Source organism: Pectobacterium araliae, assembly GCF_037076465.1.
Classification (GTDB): domain Bacteria; phylum Pseudomonadota; class Gammaproteobacteria; order Enterobacterales; family Enterobacteriaceae; genus Pectobacterium; species Pectobacterium araliae.
Genome location: NZ_AP028908.1, coordinates 3,263,451 through 3,284,220, shown reverse-complemented (window position 1 = coordinate 3,284,220; position 20,770 = coordinate 3,263,451). Strand labels below are relative to the sequence as shown.

Annotated in this window: 21 protein-coding genes; 7 read left to right on the top strand and 14 right to left on the bottom strand. The window is 53.0% G+C overall.

Going from position 1 to position 20,770, the window contains the following annotated elements:
• Positions 1-51 precede the first annotated feature (51 nt).
• The 3 genes from nrdI to AACH44_RS14910 form a co-directional block, all read right to left on the bottom strand.
• On the bottom strand, positions 52-459 hold the full coding sequence (gene nrdI, locus AACH44_RS14920) for a class Ib ribonucleoside-diphosphate reductase assembly flavoprotein NrdI (protein ID WP_010280810.1): 408 nt from the start codon (positions 457-459) through the stop codon (positions 52-54).
• Positions 460-471: 12 nt separating this feature from the next.
• Positions 472-708, bottom strand: a complete 237-nt coding sequence (nrdH, locus tag AACH44_RS14915) for a glutaredoxin-like protein NrdH (RefSeq protein WP_205552894.1) — start codon at positions 706-708, stop codon at positions 472-474.
• A gap of 406 nt (positions 709-1,114) precedes the next feature.
• Entirely contained in the window at positions 1,115-1,462 is a 348-nt protein-coding gene (locus tag AACH44_RS14910) for a YacC family pilotin-like protein (RefSeq protein ID WP_005968999.1), read from the bottom strand.
• Positions 1,463-1,880: 418 nt separating this feature from the next.
• Between AACH44_RS14910 and AACH44_RS14905 the strand changes: the two genes are divergently transcribed.
• A complete protein-coding gene (locus AACH44_RS14905) occupies positions 1,881-3,503 on the top strand; it encodes an ABC transporter permease (protein ID WP_261847760.1) in 1,623 nt (540 codons plus the stop codon).
• A gap of 4 nt (positions 3,504-3,507) precedes the next feature.
• On the top strand, positions 3,508-4,593 hold the full coding sequence (locus AACH44_RS14900; protein WP_261847759.1) for an ABC transporter ATP-binding protein: 1,086 nt from the start codon (positions 3,508-3,510) through the stop codon (positions 4,591-4,593).
• A 62-nt stretch (positions 4,594-4,655) separates the two neighbouring features.
• Here the strand turns inward: AACH44_RS14900 and AACH44_RS14895 are convergent, their stop codons facing one another.
• Complete coding sequence (locus tag AACH44_RS14895) at positions 4,656-4,784, bottom strand: hypothetical protein (protein ID WP_261847758.1); 129 nt, start codon at positions 4,782-4,784, stop codon at positions 4,656-4,658.
• A 150-nt stretch (positions 4,785-4,934) separates the two neighbouring features.
• On the opposite strand from AACH44_RS14895, the gene hpt reads away from it, so the two are divergent.
• Positions 4,935-5,468, top strand: a complete 534-nt coding sequence (gene hpt, locus AACH44_RS14890; protein ID WP_261847780.1) for a hypoxanthine phosphoribosyltransferase — start codon at positions 4,935-4,937, stop codon at positions 5,466-5,468.
• A 59-nt stretch (positions 5,469-5,527) separates the two neighbouring features.
• Here the strand turns inward: hpt and can are convergent, their stop codons facing one another.
• Positions 5,528-6,169, bottom strand: coding sequence for a carbonate dehydratase (gene can / locus AACH44_RS14885; RefSeq protein ID WP_005969011.1), 642 nt, complete (start codon positions 6,167-6,169; stop codon positions 5,528-5,530).
• A 333-nt stretch (positions 6,170-6,502) separates the two neighbouring features.
• Between can and AACH44_RS14880 the strand changes: the two genes are divergently transcribed.
• Positions 6,503-7,441, top strand: coding sequence for an ABC transporter ATP-binding protein (locus tag AACH44_RS14880; protein WP_261847757.1), 939 nt, complete (start codon positions 6,503-6,505; stop codon positions 7,439-7,441).
• On the top strand, positions 7,438-8,208 hold the full coding sequence (locus tag AACH44_RS14875) for an ABC transporter permease (protein WP_261847756.1): 771 nt from the start codon (positions 7,438-7,440) through the stop codon (positions 8,206-8,208). The genes AACH44_RS14880 and AACH44_RS14875 overlap by 4 nt, the downstream gene beginning before the upstream one ends.
• A gap of 54 nt (positions 8,209-8,262) precedes the next feature.
• Here the strand turns inward: AACH44_RS14875 and panD are convergent, their stop codons facing one another.
• The 9 genes from panD to thpR all read right to left on the bottom strand — a co-directional run bounded on the left by panD (position 8,263) and on the right by thpR (position 15,562).
• On the bottom strand, positions 8,263-8,643 hold the full coding sequence (panD, locus tag AACH44_RS14870; protein WP_014916285.1) for an aspartate 1-decarboxylase: 381 nt from the start codon (positions 8,641-8,643) through the stop codon (positions 8,263-8,265).
• 17 nt (positions 8,644-8,660) lie between these two features.
• Complete coding sequence (gene panC / locus AACH44_RS14865) at positions 8,661-9,515, bottom strand: pantoate--beta-alanine ligase (RefSeq protein WP_261847755.1); 855 nt, start codon at positions 9,513-9,515, stop codon at positions 8,661-8,663.
• A gap of 64 nt (positions 9,516-9,579) precedes the next feature.
• Positions 9,580-10,374 carry a 3-methyl-2-oxobutanoate hydroxymethyltransferase gene (gene panB / locus AACH44_RS14860; RefSeq protein WP_261847754.1) on the bottom strand — a complete coding sequence of 265 codons (795 nt, stop codon included), beginning with the start codon at positions 10,372-10,374 and terminating at the stop codon, positions 9,580-9,582.
• A gap of 116 nt (positions 10,375-10,490) precedes the next feature.
• A complete protein-coding gene (gene folK / locus AACH44_RS14855; protein ID WP_261847753.1) occupies positions 10,491-10,988 on the bottom strand; it encodes a 2-amino-4-hydroxy-6-hydroxymethyldihydropteridine diphosphokinase in 498 nt (165 codons plus the stop codon).
• Positions 10,988-12,400, bottom strand: a complete 1,413-nt coding sequence (pcnB, locus tag AACH44_RS14850; RefSeq protein WP_261847779.1) for a polynucleotide adenylyltransferase PcnB — start codon at positions 12,398-12,400, stop codon at positions 10,988-10,990. The genes folK and pcnB overlap by 1 nt, the downstream gene beginning before the upstream one ends.
• Positions 12,401-12,506: 106 nt before the next feature.
• Positions 12,507-13,439 carry a tRNA glutamyl-Q(34) synthetase GluQRS gene (gene gluQRS, locus AACH44_RS14845; RefSeq protein WP_261847752.1) on the bottom strand — a complete coding sequence of 311 codons (933 nt, stop codon included), beginning with the start codon at positions 13,437-13,439 and terminating at the stop codon, positions 12,507-12,509.
• 128 nt (positions 13,440-13,567) lie between these two features.
• A complete protein-coding gene (gene dksA / locus AACH44_RS14840) occupies positions 13,568-14,023 on the bottom strand; it encodes an RNA polymerase-binding protein DksA (protein WP_005969032.1) in 456 nt (151 codons plus the stop codon).
• Positions 14,024-14,292: 269 nt separating this feature from the next.
• Complete coding sequence (gene sfsA, locus AACH44_RS14835; protein WP_261847751.1) at positions 14,293-14,997, bottom strand: DNA/RNA nuclease SfsA; 705 nt, start codon at positions 14,995-14,997, stop codon at positions 14,293-14,295.
• 49 nt (positions 14,998-15,046) lie between these two features.
• Entirely contained in the window at positions 15,047-15,562 is a 516-nt protein-coding gene (gene thpR / locus AACH44_RS14830) for an RNA 2',3'-cyclic phosphodiesterase (protein WP_261847750.1), read from the bottom strand.
• Positions 15,563-15,655: 93 nt separating this feature from the next.
• Here thpR and hrpB point away from each other — a divergent pair, with 93 nt between their 5' ends.
• Together hrpB and mrcB are read left to right on the top strand one after the other, a co-directional pair.
• A complete protein-coding gene (hrpB, locus tag AACH44_RS14825; protein WP_261847749.1) occupies positions 15,656-18,118 on the top strand; it encodes an ATP-dependent helicase HrpB in 2,463 nt (820 codons plus the stop codon).
• 103 nt (positions 18,119-18,221) lie between these two features.
• On the top strand, positions 18,222-20,696 hold the full coding sequence (mrcB, locus tag AACH44_RS14820; protein ID WP_261847748.1) for a bifunctional glycosyl transferase/transpeptidase: 2,475 nt from the start codon (positions 18,222-18,224) through the stop codon (positions 20,694-20,696).
• Positions 20,697-20,770: the final 74 nt, after the last annotated feature.

Genomic DNA, 20,770 nt, shown 5'->3' with positions numbered 1-20,770 from the left:
CGTGGTAATCGAGCGCGTGGGCATCCGTGTCGGTCTTGGTTGCCTTTGCACTCACGTGGTCTGTTGTTGCCAAAATTCAGTTACTCCCTTACGCACATTTGCTACGTCTTCTGCCGTGCCGAGCAATTCAAAGCGGTACAGGTAGGGCACCTGACATTTCTGCGCGATGATGTCACCGGCGATGCAGTACGCTGCACCGAAATTGGTATTGCCTGCGGCAATCACGCCGCGCAGATAAGCGCGATTGTGCGGATCGTTGAGAAAGATGATGACCTGACGCGGCACAGCCCCTTTCGTGCTGCCTCCGCCGTAGCTGGGGACAACCAGAATATAGGGGCGATCAACTTTCAAAGCAGGCTGTTCTGTCGCTATCGGAATTCTCAGGGCTGGTAAGCCAACCCTGGAAATGAAGCGATGCGTGTTTTCCGACTGGCTGGAGAAATAGACCAGCGGGTTCATCATGCCTCCTTACTACAATTGCAGGGCGGCGTTTAGAGTACTGATCTTATCCGGGCGGAAGCCGCTCCAATGATCGTCGGCCGTCATCACGACGGGTACCTGCTGATAGCCCAACGCTCTTACCTGCTGTAACGCCTGTTCATCTTCAGTTAAGTCCACCAGTTGATAGTTAATTCCTTGCTTATCCAGCGCACGGCATGTGGCGTTGCATTGAACACAATCTGGCTTAGTGAAAATAGTAATACGCATGATTCGTATTTACCCTTTGGCGTGAAAGAAGTATGTCGGAGCGGCTATCTTCAGGGCATATGCACCCGAACCGATCCACTGGGTAGCGATCTGTTACGTGACGGCTACACAAGGAATACTAGATGTGGACATTTGAAATTTCAACCACACAAGATATATGATTTTTAGTTGACCTTATACAAAATCACGCGAACCCAGATGTGGCAAGGCCGTTAGAGAATGCAAGTAAAAAATGCAGAAAGAAATAAATGTGATGCGCATCGTTTTTGACGAAATAGTGTGCGGGGAAATGTATGAGTCACTGGAGCAATGGAAAAGGCAGCACTGCTGCCTGAGGTAGTCATCATCACTGGCGCTTTTGCCGCTTGCACGGTCAAATTTCAGTTAGTGCGGAGGAGGAGGGGAGTTACTGCGCGTAGGAGAGCAAACCGAGCGAATTACGTGCCAGAGACTGACATTTCTTCGGCGTTGGGATTGCGATTTTACTCAGATCGCGATAGCTGTCTTCCCCCATCGCTGTCATGTCGTAAGCGCTATAATTACTGAGATCCCAGCGATTTTGCTGCGCAAATGCGACCAATGTCCGACGAACCTGCTCATTTGGCAGGTCTTGGTAGCCACAGTGATTTTTCAGATAAACAAAGATCGCGGTCAGATCGGCCAGATCTTCCGCTTCAAATTCATTCAGCGCCTTGCTGGCGGAAGAGAAGCTCATCAGGCTTAGCAGGAGCAGAGCCAGCGCAGAGTTTTTCATGGTTGAACCTGTTCCAAATATCGTCAGGTGACGTTATCACAGATATCGCAGGGTTTTCCAAGCTTTCTTACGGGAAACATCTGATATCCCCATCATCCTTCAAACCGCACGTATGCTGGTGTTTCTTAAGAACTCACTTTCGTGGGTGTACACGTCGTGTTGTTCAAAACGATGGCATCCTGTCTTGCAACGCGAATTATTTCGAGAATGGTGATAAAAAAGCAGAGCCTGGGCGAGGGGAAAATAATTTTAATAATTAGCTGAAATATAAGTTATTTATTTGATTTTATTTCGATAATAAAAGCCGTATCAGGTTAATCGCAGGATTAGAGCCTATTTATCGTTGTTTGATACGATGACGCCGCTGTCAGGCTCTGTTATTAATAACAACGATCTTATCTAATACAGCTTTTATTCTATGATCTCCGGTGTCTGGCGCGTCAGTAGTTGGTTGTTGGCGGGACTGTTGCTGCTTCCTTTAGCGACGGTTTTTTATCAGGTTTTTTTTGCCGACGGGATGGGATTTACCCAACTGTGGCAAATCGGGCTACCCACCTACCTGATGCACTCTGCGGTTATCGTGATTGGCACGCTTTTTTTCAGTCTGCTGTTTGGGTTGCCTTCCGCCTGGTTTATCGCCATGTACCGCTTTCCCAGTCATCGAGTATTGCAATGGGCGCTTTGCCTGCCGCTCGCGATGCCTGCATTCCTGCTTGCTTACCTTTATACCGATGCGTTACGGCATCTTTCCTTGCTGTTGCGAGAGGGGGGGCTACAGATAGCATCGCCGTGGGAAGAATCCCACACTGTTGGACTATCTGTTTCTCTGGGCTGCGTGAGTCTGGTGTTGGCGCTAGTCTTATATCCCTATATTTATCTGTTAGTGCGTGAAGCGCTGGTGAAACAGCCTGCCAGCCTTATCCATTCGGCTCGTTTACTGAATCAGACGCGTTCACAGGTATTCCGTCACTTATGTTTGCCTATTGCACTACCCGCGATTGCCTGCGGTGGGGCGTTGGTGGTGGTTGAGACACTGGGCGATTATGGTGCAGCGTCTTATCTTGGTATTCCAACCATGACAACGCAGGTGCTCGATATCTGGCAACAGCAGGGCGATCTCGGCGCGGCGGCGCGGCTTGGTGCGTTAATTCTACCCGCGATCTTTCTCTTGATGTTTCTGGTTAATCTTTGGCGTCGGAAGCAGAAAATTTATCAAGCTCAGTTGAACGCTTCTCTGGTAGTTCCGCCTATGTTGAGTGGGTGGCGCAGTAGGGTCGCTCGCGGTTACTGCTGGGGAATTGTCTGTCTGTCATTTCTGTTTCCACTGTTGTATCTCCTCTTTTTAGCCCTCCAGCACATGATGTCGGTATGGGACATGGCGTTTCTTCACGCGGTGACGAATAGTCTGCTGGCGTCTTCCACGGCGACCGTCATCATTACACTAATGGCACTGTCGTTTATCTTCTACACCCGCACGGTTGGCGTGTTTGCCAACCAGACGCCGGTTCGGCTGGTGAGCCTGAGTTTTGCTTTGCCTGGCACGGTACTGGCTGTCGGGCTGTTTACCTTGCTGTCGCTGGTGGATAGTGGGATTACTCTTTTTGCTAGCGCTGCCGGGCTACCCACAGCAGATGCTTGGCTGGCGGGCTCGCTGTTTACTCTTATCCTCGCCTATAGCGTTAAATTTGGGCGTTTGATGCTGGACAGCCTTGAGCGCAGTATGGACGCTATCCCGCGTTCGCTGGACAGCGCGAGCCTTGTACTGGGGGCTTCCCCCCTCAGCCTCTGGTCACGTGTGCATATCCCGCTGCTGCGCCAAAGCCTGTTCATCGGGGCGTTGTTGATTTTCACGGAAAGCATGAAAGAGTTGAATGTTTCGCTGCTGCTGCGTCCTTTTGGGATCGATACGCTGGCAACCTATGTTTTTCGTTTTACGGTGAGTGGGCAGATTGCATCATTTGCCTTTCCTGCGTTGGTGCTGGTGGCGGTAGGGCTGATACCGGTTTTTGGACTGAATCGCGCATTGAATATAAAAGGATAATCACATGGCTGCGTCGATAGATATTCTGAGCGTTCAGTCGGTAAGTTGTTCGTTGCCGCAGTCTCCCGTGTTGGAGAACATTTCCTTTGCCGTGCGCGATGATGAGACGATTTGTCTACTGGGTAAGAACGGTTGCGGTAAAACGGTGTTATTACAGGTGATTGCGGGCCTGCTGCCCATAACTCAGGGCAAAATTTTGTTGGAAGGAGAGCCCGTCAGTTCACCGCAGGAGTACGTCTTGCCTGAACGGCGTCAGGTTGGGCTGATTTTTCAGGATTATGCACTTTTCCCGCATCTGACCGTCACAGGCAATATTGCGTTTGGGTTATATGGTCGTCCGGAAAGCGAGGTGAAGCCAATTTGTGCGGAGATGCTGGCACTTTTGCAACTGGACGAGGTTGCCGCGCGCTATCCACTCGAGCTATCAAATGAACAGCAACAGCGTTTGGCCATCGCCCGCGCACTGGCCTGTGAGCCGAAACTGCTGTTGCTGGACGAACCGTTTCCAGGTCTGGACAGCCAGACCCGCTATCGCCTGATTACTGAGTTACGGCAGGTGCTCAAACAGCGTCATGTTGCGGCGGTGTTCGCCACGCACAGCCGAGAAAAAGCCTTTGCCTGCGCCGACCACCTGATTCTGCTGGATGAAGGGAAGATTATGCAGCAGGGCTATCCCTCCGAGCTGTACCATCGGCCGAATAGCCGCTTTGTCGCTGATTTTATGGGAAATACTAACTATTTGCCTGTGAAAATTATGAGCGACCATCAATGGCAAAGCCCATTGGGCGATCATCAGGCGACACATCCACTTAATCAGCCGATCGATTCGCCGTGCGATTGGATGGTGCGTCCTGCTGATGTGGCATTGGCGCTCGATCCTGATGGTCCGGCATTTATCGAAGATCGGCTGTTTATGGGGACATCAAACCTGTATCGAGTGAAGCTGGGGGAACTGATGCTGTTGGTGCAGACCGGTAACTGGTTTGAACCGGGGCAGCAGGTGCGTTTAAGCATTAAGACGGACCCTCCGGTTCTGTATCCTGCTTTGTCGGTCGCCAGCAATACCGCTGACGGCTCTGAAACGAAATGATTACGCGTCTGCGTGTAAATCTGACGCCGGCCTGATCCAGGCGCTGTTGTGTTTTTCAAACCCTAATTTCGGGTAGTAATCCACCGCCAGCGGCGTGGCCCCAGCGAGGTTTTCGCCAACAGCTCAATGAACTGTTGGCTGGAAAGCGGGGCATTCACTTTGTAGCAAACATCCACGGATGGTGTGCTCATGGTGTCTCCTTCACGGTGTGGTTTCTGCTATACTTCGCGCGCCCGGGCATGGCCTGGGTTGATTGACATCAGCATTGGTGCATCATCAATAATGAATCTGTCATTTTTCCGATGATGCTGAATACCTTATTTCAAAGAGTTATCAGTATGATGAAACATACCGTGGAAGTCATGATTTCTGAGCAGGAAGTGATGGCGCGGGTTACCGAACTGGGGCAACAGATCAGCGAACACTACCGTGATAGCGGCAGCGATATGGTACTGGTGGGGCTATTGCGCGGCTCGTTTATCTTTATGGCCGATTTATGCCGAGCGATCGATGTCCCTCACGAAGTGGATTTCATGACGGCATCCAGCTATGGCAGCGGTATGAACAGTACACGCGATGTTAAAATCCTGAAAGATTTGGATGAAGATATTCGCGGCAAAGACGTATTGATCGTGGAAGATATTATCGATTCGGGCAATACCCTGAGCAGAGTGCGGGAAATTCTGCAACTGCGTGCGCCGAAATCGCTGGCTATCTGTACGCTATTGGACAAGCCAGAGCGCCGTGAAGTGGCGGTGAAAGTCGAGTGGGTTGGGTTCTCGATCCCTGATGAATTCGTTGTGGGATACGGCATCGACTATGCTCAGCACTATCGCCATTTACCTTATGTCGGCAAGGTTGTTCCGCAAGAATAACGGTCAAGGTAAGGCCGATGCCGTGAGCGACGCCCAGCGAGTGGGCGTCAGGCTGCGAATCAAGACAGGGTGGAAATCGCGCGGCGATAACGCTGTTCCAGCGTCTCCCGGTTGGTTGCAGTCACTTCCAGATCGCGCAGTCGGCCATCCTGAATACCGTACACCCAGCCGTGGATGGTGACTTTCTGCCCACGTTTCCAGGCGGACTGCATGATGGTGGAGTGGCCGAGGTTATAAACCTGCTCGACAACGTTGATTTCACAGAGCGTATTCAGGCGCTGTTCGGGAGGCAATTCCCCCAGCAGCGAACTATGCTTGTACCACAAATCACGGATATGCAGCAGCCAGTTGTTAATCAAACCCAGTTCCGGGTTTTCCACCGCCGCCTGAACACCGCCACAGCCGTAGTGGCCGCAGATGATGATGTGTTCGACTTCGAGAACTTCGACGGCATATTGCACGACAGACAGGCAATTGAGGTCGGTGTGAATAACCAGATTTGCGACGTTGCGGTGAACAAACAGTTCACCAGGCTCAAGGCTGGTCAGACTTTCCGCAGGTACGCGACTGTCCGAGCATCCAATCCATAGAAAACGGGGACGTTGCGCCTGCGCCAGGCGTTCAAAATAGCCAGGGTCCTCTTCCACCATCGTTTTAGACCAAAGCTGGTTGTTCGCGATGAGCGTTTCAATTTCTTTCATGAAAGTAAATGACCTGTAACAAACAAGGGGCAGTGAAGAGTAATATAAGGCAACATACGTCGTTTGAAAAACGATAGTTTATACTCGTCATACTTCAAGTTGCATGTGCGTTGGCTGCGTTCACTCACCCGAATCACTTACTTGAGTAAGCTCATCGGGATGAAATGAGAGACATCCTGTCTCTCACCGAAGGCCAGCCGTTGGCTGGTCAAATTCGTTCCCGACGAATTTGTCCTTCTCTTGCCGCCTTCCTGAAACTTGAATTATTTAGAGTATATATTTGTCACACTTCAAATCTGTAGAACTCACTGATAATAAGGCAATCCATTTCTTATGACATATGCACTGGAACTGGCGCAATTAACCAAAACTTATTCGGGAGGCGTCAAGGCGTTACGGGGAATCGACCTGAACGTGGAAGCGGGCGATTTCTATGCGCTGCTGGGGCCAAATGGCGCAGGAAAATCCACTACGATTGGGATTATCAGCTCGTTGGTGAACAAAACTGCCGGTAAAGTTCGCGTCTTTGGTTACGACCTTGAGCGGGATAAAGTAAATGCGAAACGCCAGTTGGGACTGGTTCCGCAGGAATTTAACTTCAATCCGTTCGAAACGGTATTGCAGATTGTGGTTAACCAGGCTGGCTACTATGGCGTGAAACGTCAGGATGCATTGCAGCGTGCGGAAAAATACCTGAAACAGCTGGATCTGTGGGAGAAGCGCAGCGAAAAAGCGATGATGTTGTCGGGTGGGATGAAGCGTCGCCTGATGATTGCGCGTGCGTTAATGCATGAGCCTAAGCTGCTGATTCTTGATGAACCGACTGCGGGTGTGGATATCGAGTTACGTCGTTCCATGTGGGGCTTTTTGAAGGAGCTGAACGCACAGGGCACCACGATTATCCTGACGACGCACTATCTGGAAGAAGCGGAAATGCTGTGCCGCAACATTGGGATTATTCAGCGGGGTGAGCTGGTGGAAAATACCTCGATGAAGCAGCTACTTGCCCAACTGAAGTCCGAAACGTTTATTTTCGATCTGGCGGCAAAAAGCCCGCTACCACAGCTTGAAGGTTATGCATTCCGCCTGATGGATACGTCAACGCTGGAAGTAGATGTGATGCGCGAGCAAGGTCTGAACGCGTTGTTCAGCCAGCTAAGCGCGCAGGGGATAACAATATTAAGTATGCGTAATAAGGCTAACCGGTTGGAAGAGCTGTTTGTCACGTTGGTTAATGGGGACGGCGTGAACGGTAAGGGAGAAAAGGCATGATGCGTTTGTATTGGGTGGCGCTACAGAGTATCTGGGTTAAAGAAGTGACCCGATTTGGACGAATCTGGATCCAGACGCTGGTGCCGCCAGTGATCACCATGACGCTGTATTTTATTATTTTCGGTAACTTGATCGGTTCACGTATTGGGGAAATGCACGGTTTTACCTACATGCAGTTTATCGTGCCGGGTCTGATCATGATGGCGGTGATTACCAACGCCTATGCCAACGTCGCTTCCTCCTTTTTCAGCGCTAAATTTCAGCGCAATATTGAAGAACTGCTGGTCGCGCCGGTGCCAACCCATGTGATTATTGCGGGTTATATTGGTGGCGGCATCGCGCGTGGCCTGTGCGTTGGCGTTCTGGTAACCGCAGTGTCGCTGTTCTTCGTCCCGTTGCATGTCCATGCCTGGTGGATCATCGTTCTGACGCTGTTACTGACGGCGACGCTGTTCTCGCTGGCGGGCTTATTGAATGCGGTATTTGCGAAAACCTTTGATGATATCAGCCTGATTCCGACCTTTGTGTTAACGCCGTTGACCTATCTGGGCGGGGTGTTTTACTCGCTGACGCTCTTGCCGCCCGTCTGGCAGGCTGTTTCCAAACTGAACCCGGTGGTGTACATGATCAGCGGTTTTCGCTACGGCTTCCTCGGGATTCAGGACGTGCCGCTGCTGTTCACCATGTCGGTGCTGATTGCCTTTATCGTGGTGTTTTATCTGCTGGTCTGGTGGCTGATTGAACGCGGTCGCGGGTTACGGACGTAGTGTGTAAACTCTGTAAATGAAAAGGCGGTGGTAACACCGCCTTTTGCTTGGCGATCAGGCGACCTGAACCGGAATTGCTTTGGCCTGACGTTGCAGCTCGTTATCGCCAGAGAAATAGGCAACTTTTGGGCTGTGGCTTCTGGCCTGCTCGTCCGACATCTGCACGTAGGAGCAGATAATCAATTTGTCGCCTACGCAGGCAAGGCGAGCGGCGGCACCGTTTACGGAGATAATGCGTGAGCCTCTTTCGCCCGCAATGGCGTAAGTAGAGAAACGCTGACCGTTATCAACGTTGTAGATATCAATCGCTTCGTATTCCAGAATGCCCGCAGCATCCATAAAATCCTGATCGATGGCGCAAGAGCCTTCATAATGCAAGTCGGCCTGAGTCACTTTGACCCGGTGCAGCTTGCCTTGCAGCATGGTACGTATCATCGCTTTGTTACCTCGGTTCATACAGTCAAATCGACCTGGTGGTTATCAATCAATCTGGCCTTGCCTAACCAGGCAGCCATCAAAATCACTGCTCGTGTGCTGGCCGCGCTCAGCGGTTGCAACGTATCCGCATCGCGGATAAACAGCTCATCAGGCGTAAAACCTGCATCGCGCAGCTTGTCTGCCGTTTGTTCCAGTAATGTATCGATCTGGCGATCGCCGTTGTCCAATTGCGCCGACAGATCCATCATCAACTGATACAGCGTCGGTGCCAGTTGGCGTTCTTCAGCACTAAGGTAACCATTACGCGAACTCAATGCCAAACCGTCTTTTGCGCGGACGATAGGGACGCCGATGATATCAATGTCATAGCCCATATCGCGGACCAGCTGCCGAATCAGCGCTAACTGCTGGTAATCCTTTTCGCCGAAGCAGGCCAAATCCGGCTGTACCAGATTGAACAGCTTGCTAACGATGGTGGCTACGCCCCGGAAATGGCCGGGACGGCTAGCCCCTTCCAACATAGAAGACAGGCCGGGTACATCGACAAACGTTTGCGATTCCAACCCATTTGGATATATCACATCTGGGCTTGGTGCGAAAACCAGATCGGCACCACGGCGGTTCAATTTCTCGCAGTCTTCCTGCAATGTCCGGGGGTAGCGGGCTAGATCATCTGGCCGCTCAAACTGCATGGGATTGACAAAAACGCTGACAATAACGATATCGGCGTGTGCCTTGGCTTCATCGACCAGCGTCATGTGCCCGTCGTGCAAATTGCCCATAGTGGGAACCAAAGCAATACGTTTCCCTTCCTGACGCCAGCGACGAACTTCGCGGCGCAGCAGCAGAGGGGTTTCGATTATTAACACACTGGTACTCCTAAAAAATAGCCCGATTAGCGGAATGCTCGTTTTTTAATGAAACGATTGTTCTTTAATGAAATGAATGCGCTTCGGCCGGGTAGAAACCCTGTTCGACTTCCTCTGCGTACAGGCGTACTGCCGCGCGAATATCACCGCTTTGCGCCAGAAAGTTCTTGGCAAACTTAGGCGTATTGTCGCCGGTAATGCCAAAAGCATCATGCATGACCAGAATCTGCCCATCGGTAACATTACCTGCGCCAATCCCGATTACAGGAATCGACAGCGCGTCCGTGACGCGTTTAGCCAGCGCGACAGGGACACATTCCAGCACGAGCAACTGTGCGCCTGCTTCTTCAAGCGCGAGGGCATCAGCCAACAGCTGATTGGCATCGCTTTCGCTGCGACCCTGAATTTTATAGCCACCGAAGATATTAACGGACTGCGGCGTCAGGCCCAGATGACCGCAAACCGGTACGGCGCGTTCGGTCAGCATTTTTACCGTCGGGGCAAGCCAGCTTCCACCTTCCAGTTTCACCATATTCGCACCAGCGCGCATCAGTTCTGCTGCCTGGCTGAATGTTTGTTCTGGGGTGGCATAGGTCATAAACGGCATATCGGAGAGAACCAGCGCCAGCGGTGCGCCACGGCGGACACACTGCGTGTGGTAGACGATGTCGTGTGTGGTCACAGGCAAGGTGGAATCATGACCTTGCACGGTCATTCCCAGAGAGTCACCCACCAACATCACGCGAATGCCTTGTTCAAAAAACAAACGAGAGAAGCTGGCGTCGTAAGCCGTTATCGTAGCGAATTTTCGCTGCTCTTGTTTCCATTGGCGCAAGTGGGAGATAGTCGTCGGTTTCATGACGGTCTTCCTATGTCAATAGGGCGAAGAATTGAGGGAAACATTCTAATGTAAGCTGACGTGTAGCGATATACCCGCCATGCTCCAATCTGCTTGTATGTTGGCTTTATTGTGGTTCAGATGGGATGGCTGTCGTCCCACAATGTCAGACCATTGCGATCGACATGGGCTAGCCGCTGCACGAGTGTTTCGCCGTCGGGGAACGCCAGTTCAGGCGCGATTTCCGCGAGCGGGTAGAGCATGAACTCACGATTCTTCATATCGTAATGCGGCACGGTCAGGCGCTCCGTCTGGATCGTGGCATCACCGAACAGCAGAATGTCCAGATCCAACGTGCGCGGGCCCCAGCGATGTTCCTTGCGTTCTCGGCCTTGTTCCCGCTCAATAGCCTGTGTGCAATCGAGCAATGACTCGGCGGCTAATGCGGTTTCCAGCTCAACGACGGCATTAAGATAATCTGGCTGATCCTGTGGGCCGAGTGGGCGACTGCGATAAAACGAGGAACAGCAAACGATGCGAGTCTGTGGAATCGCATCCAGCGCAGCCAGTGCGGCGCGTACCTGTTGCAAAGGCTGGGCAAGATTGCTGCCCAGCGCCAGATACACGCGAGCCATCAGGCTTGATCCCTGCGTGCCGTCGTCGGTTTACGTGGACGACGAGGGCGGGAGCGACGATGCGGCGTTGGGCCGTCATCCAGCGATCTCAGCATGGTTTGTTGGCGTGGCGGTGCGGCAACCTGGAATTCTCCCCACCATTGAGCCAAACGCAGCAGCTCCTGATGGTTTTCAATTTCGGCACGCAGACAAAGCAGGTCGTATGCGGCACGGAATTTAGGATGTTCCATCAGCTTATAAGCGCGTTTGCCCTGACGACGAGACAGGCGCGTTTGCAACTGCCAGATGTCGCGGACTAAAGAGGTAATACGCTTAGGGATCGCCAGAGAACGGCATTGCTCATCCAGTACATCGTTCATCGCCAGCGCGAACGCATCGAGGTAGGCTAGTCCACTTTCCTGAGCCAATTTTTGTACATGTTCAATCAGCGGATACCACAGCATGGCAGAGAACAAAAATGCCGGATTTACCCGCATGTCGTTTTGCAGACGCTGGTCGGTATTTTTCAGCACCTGTGCAACCATGCGCTCCAGAGTGGAATCGCCGTTTGGTGTGAAATAACGGCTCAGCAGTGGGAATAGCGGCTGGAACAGCTGATATTCACACAGCATTTTATAAGTCGGGTAGCCATAGCCCGACTGAAGTAGCTTCAGCGATTCTTCAAACATACGTGCTGCGGGAATATCGTGCAACAATGAGGCCAGACGAGGAATCGGTTCGGCGGTTTCCGGGCTAACGGTCATGTTTAGCTTGGCGGCGAAACGAACGGCACGCAGCATCCGCACCGGATCTTCACGGTAGCGTGTTTCAGGATCGCCGATCATACGGATGACGCCCTGACGCAGATCGTTCAGGCCATTGGTATAATCACGTACGCTGAAATCAGAAATGCTGTAGTAGAGACTATTGATAGAGAAATCGCGGCGTTGGGCGTCTTCTTCTACCGAACCAAAAATATTGTCGCGCAACAGCATGCCGCTTTGAGCTTGCTGAGAGGAATTCTTGGTTTCCTGCTGTTCCTGATGCTGCTCGTGGTGACCACGGAACGTGGCAACTTCAATCACCTCTGGCCCGAACATGATATGGGCGAGACGGAAACGACGCCCAACTAAACGACAGTTGCGGAATAGCTTGCGCACCTGATCGGGCGTGGCGTTAGTGGTGATATCAAAATCCTTCGGCTTTTTGCCCAGCAGCAGGTCACGTACGCCACCACCAACCAGATAAGCTTCGTAGCCCGCTTTGTTCAGGCGATAAAGTACTTTCAGCGCGTTATCGCTGATGTCGCTGCGTGAAATCGTATGTTGGTCACGCGGGATCACCGTCAAATGTTGACGCGGTTCCTCTGATTCGACCATTTCGTTCTCACGATTCAGTACTTTACGACAAAAATTAGCAACTCGGGAAAAGATAATACACCTCGATAGTGATGGATAAATCAACAGCACAGCATTGGCGTCGCTCCCCAAAGGGGCGGCTAAGGATGGCGCGCCACGAAAAATAGCGGCTAATCATAGCTCACCAATGCCCCTTTGAGAATGCTGATGTGATCGCAGACGCGTTTATTGCCGCCTGTAACGGTACGATATCCAGAGACCAGTGCGCCACAGACCATGCCAGAAGCGCGGAAAGCGTCATATCCTGGCCGTTTTCTGGCAGCGGTTGATGCAAAAATTGCAGTGCAGCGAGCAACACAGGACGCGGATCGCTGTTCGGTAGTGAAGGGGCGTGATTTTGTTTGGAAAGCTTATTTCCCTCGTTATTCAACACCAACGGTAGATGAACGTAGGTGGGGATCGTGTAGCCTAGCTGGCGATAGAGCGAGATTTGCCGCACGGTTGGCTCGATAAGATCGGCACCGCGCACGATCTCGGTAATACCCTGATCGTTATCATCGATCACCACAGCCAGATTATAGGCAAACAGCCCGTCGCGGCGGTGGATAATAAAATCTTCCTGAGCGAGAGCATGGTCGGCATACAGATCGCCACGTAATCTATCGTGAAAATGAAACACTGGCGTTGTCTGGTGCAGACGTAGCGCGGCGTTGTGGGCGGGCAGGTTGCGCGTTCGGCAATAGCCATCATAGTGCCCACCTAACTGCTGAATGCGGCGACGCGTACAGGTGCAGTAATAACTCATTCCCTGCTGTTGAAGCTGCCGAAGAATCTCACGGTAACGCGTATGCCGCTGTGACTGGTAAACCACTTCGCCGTCCCAGTGCAGTCCGTAGTGTTCTAATTGTGCGAGTATGCGGGAGGCGGCACCGGGAATTTCCCGTGGTGGATCGATGTCTTCAATGCGTACCAGCCAGCGCCCTTGTTGAGAACGAGCTTGAAGATAACTACCCAGTGCGGCGATCAGTGAGCCAAAATGCAGGTCACCAGAGGGAGAAGGCGCAAAACGCCCGACGTAACGATGCGTTTCGATGAAGCCGTTTGTTCCAGACATAAGAGGTTGGTGCTATCTCGTCAGCGTTTTATCCAGACAGAAGATAGAGTGATGAATACCATTCATCAGCGGTAAATTATCCGAAGACGGCTCCTGCGAGTGGCAGGAGCCGATTTGGGATAGGATAATTATCCTGCCATTTGTTTTTCGCGTATCTCTGCCAGCGTTTTGCAGTCGATACACAGATCGGCAGTCGGACGAGCTTCCAGACGGCGGATGCCAATCTCGACGCCACAGGATTCGCAGAATCCGAAGTCCTCATCTTCGATTTTCACCAGCGTTTTGGCGATTTTCTTAATCAGCTTACGCTCACGGTCACGGTTACGCAGTTCGAGACTGAACTCTTCTTCCTGCGCCGCGCGATCCACGGGATCGGGAAAATTAGCGGCTTCATCGCGCATGTGCGATACAGTCCGATCCACTTCATCCATGAGTTGGTTGCGCCATGCTTCAAGAATACGCTTGAAATGAGCCAGCTGAGCGTCGTTCATATACTCTTCGCCCGGCTTCTCTTGGTACGGCTCTACTCCGGCAATTGCGAGAATGCTCAGAGAAGATGTCTTACGATTTTGCCCTTCTTGCATGTTGCTTCTCCTACATAACACGACACGCATAATACCCTTTTATGCAGTGAAGTTGCGGCGTTGTTGGCCAGAACTTCAGCTATCTGGGTATATCGGCCCCCAAAGGGGGGGAAAAAACAGGCCGCTATAAATAGCAGATGAAGATGGGGTTGGCAATGCTTCCTGACACCGGCCTGATAAAGTGTGAGGAACAACTTGTATACATTAAATAATAAACAATGTGTTACGCCTTTGGTGGTACGTTCGGCGTGTTATGCAATGCTTGCGTTTCATCCCAACAACGGTAGTTTGTGCGTCAATTTAATACCATCAGGGCATAATGTGGAGCCGTAACATAAAATTTCAACCCCAGCCTGCTGTGCTTCGATAAATAATTCCGCATAGCGTGAATCAATATGCCGGGCAGGAGAAACCTGCTGGATTCCTGAATGGAGCACGGCGAAAAAAAGGACAGCGCGTTTTCCATTGGAAACCATCTGTTGCAGTTCACGCAGATGCTTTTGCCCTCTGAGTGTAACCGCATCGGGAAAGTAACCACATTCATGTTGCAATAATGTGACGGATTTCACCTCAATATAGCAGTCAATCTTGTCCGGCGCCTGTAAAAGCAGGTCGATTCGGCTGTTTTCCGTACCGTATCTCACTTCTGTTTTTACGTCTGAGTAGCCCGCCAACTCTTCTATGCGATTCTCTAATAAGGCTTCGTACAATAATGTGTTGGCACGCAGAGTATTGACACAAATCCAGTGATTTTGTTGCGTTTCAGTGAGTTCCCAACTTTGCGGATACTTACGCTTAGGATTATCGGACGTTGAATACCAGACGGTATCGCCGGGTGTCGCACAACCCGTCATTGCCCCCGTATTGGCGCAGTGCAGCGTGAGTTCCTCGCCTTCTGGGGTCACGACATCAGCTAAAAAGCGTTTGTAACGTTTAATCAATCGGGCGGGTTGTAAGCGTGGGGTATAGTCCATGAGAATCCTGTTTTTTGTTTATCCACTCGATTACTTATTTAATAAATGATCAGCTTTCCAACTGCTGATAGCGGGTTTTGCCATTATTGAAAAGTGACTCGTAAAGTGAAAAGTGCGTCATGTCGACCTGCCAGCTAAAGATGGCGGGGGGAATCGCAACGGGGCGGATCGCGCCACGCAATAGCGTAATGTGCGGATGAAACGGCAATGCCGTTTGATAGCAGCCGTTGCGCGCGGCCTGAGAACGCAGCAGTTCCGCCAGCTGTAGCAGCCCGCGCGGTGCACGACGGCAGCCCAACCAGACCACGCCGGGACGCGGCCAGTGTCCAGCGTCATTCAGCGTAAGGGAAAACGCGGGCTGACGGATGCGGCCCGCCAATGTCTGTAAGACCTGCGCTTTTTGCTCGCTGACATCGCCCAAAAACGCCAGCGTCAGATGAAGATTAGCGGCAGCGATTGGACGGCCGGCGTCCAGAGGGAAGTGTTCGGCACGCCAGCGAATAATCGCTTGCTGTATGGCTTCCGGCAGTGATAAAGCAAAAAACAGGCGGCGGGGGGCTGGCATGGTGCACTCTCTTGTTCTGATTCCATCCGATGCGACATTCATCCAGATGCTACAATGCTCGCCGCTGAAAGTTAACCTTATACGGAGATGTCTGTGATTTTACCGCCCGTCAGCGCCGTGCTGGATGATGTGATAACGGCGCTACATACTGCGCCTCAGGTGCTGCTCAATGCCCCAACGGGGGCGGGGAAATCAACCTGGCTGCCGTTGCAATTACTGCAACAAGGCAATTTGAACGGGCGCATCATCATGCTGGAGCCGCGCCGACTGGCAGCGAAGAGTGTGGCCTGGCGGTTGGCACAGCAGCTAGGTGAAGAACCGGGGCAAACGATAGGTTATCGGATGCGCTCGGAAACCTGCGTGAGTCGTGCAACGAAGCTGGAAGTGGTCACCGAAGGCATGCTAACCCGTGTGCTGCAACAGGATGCGGAACTGCAAGGCGTGGCGCTGATCATCCTTGATGAATTCCATGAGCGTAGCGTGCAGGCTGATTTGGCACTGGCGCTGCTGCTTGATGTGCAGCAAGGGCTACGTGACGATTTAAAACTGCTGATTATGTCCGCGACACTCGACAATGCGCGGCTGGCCGCGCTGCTGCCGGACGCCGTCTGCGTGGTTTCCGAAGGTCGCAGCTATCCGGTAGCGCGGTGCTATGCCCCACTAAATAGTCAGGAACGATTGGAAGAGGGCGTTGCGCGACAGGTGAGGCGTCTGCTCAGTGAAGAAGACGGCTCTCTGCTGCTGTTTTTACCCGGCGTCGCGGAGATTCGCCGCGTACAGTCGCTGCTGGAAAATAGCGTGTCGGGCGAGACAGATCTCTGTCCTTTATATGGCGCATTGACGCTGGCGGAACAGCAAAAGGCCATTCTGCCTGCGGAGCCGGGTCGTCGTAAGGTGGTGTTAGCCACCAATATCGCTGAAACCAGTCTGACAATTGAAGGTATCCGGCTGGTGGTGGACAGCGGCCTTGAGCGCGTAGCCAGCTTTGATGTGAAAAGCGGTGTCACTCGGCTGGTGACACAGCGAATCAGTCAGGCGTCGATGGTACAGCGCGCCGGACGTGCCGGGCGCTTAACTCCCGGTATATGCTGGCATTTATGCTCTCGCGAACAGGCCGAACGTGCAGCGGCACAAAGCGAAGCCGAGATACTGAATAGCGATTTAAGCAGCATCTGGCTGGATTTATTACAGTGGGGTTGTACCGATGTGGCGCAATTAACCTGGCTGGATACGCTGCCAGCCCCTGCACTTTATGCCGCACGCCAGCTGCTGCGCCAGCTCGGTATTACCGATGAACAGGATCGGTTAACCGCCGAGGGTCGGAAGATAGCCGCGTTAGGCTGCGATGCCCGCCTGGCGACGATGCTGTATGCCGCGTCACAGCAAAGTTCAGACGCGTTGACTACCGCCGGATGTCTGGCGGCGATACTTGAAGAGCCACCGCGTAGCGGATCGATTAATCTGGCTGACTGGCTGCATCGTCCACTCTCTCATTGGTTGCGGCGGGCAAAACAGCTGACGCGCCGTTTATCGACGACGTCGGGACATATTGACGGCGGCGAAGCCGACTGGCTGTTGGCACAGGCTTTCCCTGACCGTATCGCCCGGCGGCGTAGTCAGGATGGGCGCTACCAGCTTGCTAACGGCAGCGGCGCGATGATGTCGGCCGATGAAGCGCTGTCAGGTACGGAGTGGCTGCTGACCCCAGCGTTGCTACAGAACGATCGATTAGTGCAAAACAAGCAAAGCGCAGATGCGCGGATCCTGCTGGCGTTGCCGCTGGATATTGAACGGCTGGAGCGGCGGTTACCTGGATTAATAAATGAGCGTAACGTGGTGCACTGGGACGAAGAAAAGGGTACTCTGCGCGCCAGCCAGCGCGACCAGATAGGTTGCCTGACTCTGCGAACGCGCCCGTTGAATAAGCCTTCCGATGAGGCATTACAGCAGGCGATGCTATCCTGGATTCGGGATCAGGGAATACGTGCATTAAACTGGGATGCCGCGGCGTTGCAGCTACGTGCTCGTCTACAGTGCGCGTGTCAGTGGCTGCCTGAGGTTCACTGGCCGCGAGTGGATGATGATACGCTGCTGGCAACGTTGGAAATCTGGTTACAGCCGTCGCTGTCTGGCGTGCGCGATTTACGTGCGTTGCACCAGATTAATTTGAGCGACGCGCTGCTGAGATTGCTGGATTGGTCGCTGCGCCAGCGGTTGGATAGCGCGTTGCCCACGCACTATACGGCTCCCGGCGGTAGCCGTTTGCCCATCGCCTATTATGATGATAAGCCTCCGGTGCTGTCGGTGCGGATGCAGGAAATGTTCGGCGAGCAGCACAGCCCGCTGCTGGCGGAGGGACGTGTGGCGCTGGTATTGGAACTTTTATCGCCAGCACAGCGTCCACTACAGATTACGCGTGATTTAGCGGCATTCTGGCAAGGCACATACCGCGATGTGCAAAAAGAGATGAAGGGGCGTTACCCCAAGCATGTCTGGCCGGACGATCCGGCGAATACGGTGCCGACGAGGCGTACCAAGAAATATCAGAATCACTAATTTCAGACGTTTCCGCTTTCCCAAAAAGGGGCGCTGGAAACAGAGTAGGCGGCTTGAGCGTAAAGCGGATAGCCGTGAACAACCTGATGGAGAAGTTATTGTAATGTCTCGGGATGACCGCGAACCTATCGGACGCAAAGGGAAAGCGCCAAAACGTAAGCCTGAACGCAAGCAGACCATACGACGTCGCAGGGATGACGACTACGATGATGACTATGACGATTATCAGGACGACTATGACGATGATGACGACGACGGCGATGACGCGATGACGCGGAAACCACAGAGAAGACGGCGCTGGCTGGGGCTGGCGATCAAGCTGTTTCTGATCTTTGCCGTGGCGATGGCGATTTATGGCGTGTACCTCGACAGCCAGATCCGCAGCCGTATTGAAGGCAAAGTCTGGCAATTACCTGCTGCCGTCTATGGCCGCATGGTCAACCTTGAGCCTGGCATGGCCTATAGCCAGAAAGAGATGATTAGCCTGCTGGAAGGGATGCAATACCGTCAGGTGAGCCGCATTACCCGACCGGGCGAATTCAGCGTGCGTGGTAACAGCATCGATATGCTACGCCGCCCGTTTGATTTTCCTGATGGGAAAGAAGGGCAGATTCAAGCGCGCCTGACGTTTGCCAACGATCGTTTGTCGCAGATCCAGAATCTGGACAACCAGCGTAATTTCGGCTTCTTCCGTCTTGATCCGAAACTGATCACCATGATGCAGTCGCCGAACGGTGAACAGCGCTTGTTTGTGCCGCGTGCCGGTTTCCCCGATCTGCTGGTTGATACGCTGGTTGCGACCGAAGACCGCCATTTTTATGAACACGATGGCATCAGTCTGTACTCGATTGGTCGTGCGTTTTTAGCCAACATCACAGCAGGACGCGCGGTACAGGGCGGGAGTACGCTGACGCAGCAGTTGGTGAAGAACCTGTTCCTGACTAACGAGCGTTCGCTGTGGCGTAAAGCTAACGAAGCTTATATGGCGCTGATCATGGATTATCGCTACAGCAAGGATCGTATCCTTGAGCTGTATCTGAACGAGGTGTACCTCGGTCAGAGCGGTAACGATCAGATTCGCGGCTTCCCGCTCGCCAGCCTGTATTACTTTGGTCGTCCGGTAAATGAACTGAGCCTCGATCAGCAAGCGCTGCTGGTGGGGATGGTGAAAGGGGCGTCGCTGTATAACCCGTGGCGTAACCCTGATATTACGTTAGAGCGCCGCAATCTGGTGCTGCGCCTGTTGCAGAATCAGCAGGTGATTGATGCCGATCTGTACAACATGCTGAGCGCGCGTCCGCTGGGCGTGCAGCCGAAAGGCGGCGTAATCAGCCCTCAGCCAGCGTTTATGCAGATGGTGCGTCAGGAACTGCAACAGCGGCTTGGCGACAAGGTTAACGATCTCTCTGGCGTGAAGGTCTTTACCACGCTCGATCCGGTCTCGCAGGATGCGGCGGAAAAAGCGGTAGAAGTCGGGGTTCCAGCACTGCGTGCAGGCCGTAACGTCAGCGATCTGGAAGCGGCGATGGTGATTGTCGATCGTTTCAGTGGCGAAGTCCGCGCGATGGTTGGTGGTGCTCAAACGCAGTATGCCGGGTTTAACCGTGCGCTACAGGCGCGTCGTCCTGTCGGATCGTTGGCGAAGCCACCGACGTACCTGACGGCACTGAGCCAGCCAGATACCTATCGTTTGAATACCCTGTTGGCGGATGAGCCGCTGTCGCTCAAACAGCCTAACGGACAGTTATGGCAGCCGAAGAACTACGATCGTGAATTCCGTGGCCGCGTCATGCTGGTTGATGCGCTGGCGAATTCGCTGAACGTCCCGACCGTCAATCTGGGGATGGCTGTAGGGCTGGATCAGGTTACGGCAACGTTGAAGCGTTTAGGTATTCCTGAAAACGTGATTCAACCTGTGCCAGCGATGCTGCTGGGGGCGATCAGTTTAACGCCGATGGAAGTGGCGCAGGAATACCAGACGATCGCCAGCGGCGGCAACCGCGCGCCACTTTCCTCACTGCGTTCGGTAATTGCGGAAGATGGTACGGTGCTGTATCAGAGTTTCCCGCAGGCGGAACGGGCGGTTCCGGCGCAGGCAGCCTATCTGACGCTGTATGGCATGCAGCAGGTTGTTGAACGTGGTACGTCGCGTTCGCTGGCGGTGAAATTCCCGAATTATCATCTGGCAGCAAAAACGGGTACGACGAACGACCTGCGTGACAGCTGGTTTGCCGGGATCGACGGTAAAGAAGTGGCGATTAGCTGGGTAGGGCGTGATAACAACGGCCCGGCCAAGCTGACCGGAGCGAACGGTGCGCTGACCATTTATCGTCGCTATCTGGAGAACCAAACGCCGCTGCCGTTGATGCTGACGCCGCCGGAAGGCATTACGACCATGACGGTGGATGCCAGCGGTAACTTTATCTGCAACGGCAGCAGCGCCGGGCGTGTATTGCCAATCTGGACGGATAATCCGCAGGCGTTGTGTCAGGCTAGCCAGCCGCAGCCTTCAGCGCAGCAGGACCAGCAAAACGGAGAAGGCGTCGCAGACTGGATAAAAGAAATGTTTGGGCAATAAATGCTTATCACTACCTCGGTTAATCTATTGTCTCTTATAGACAAAGATAGAGATATCACGGGTTTTGTCGTTAT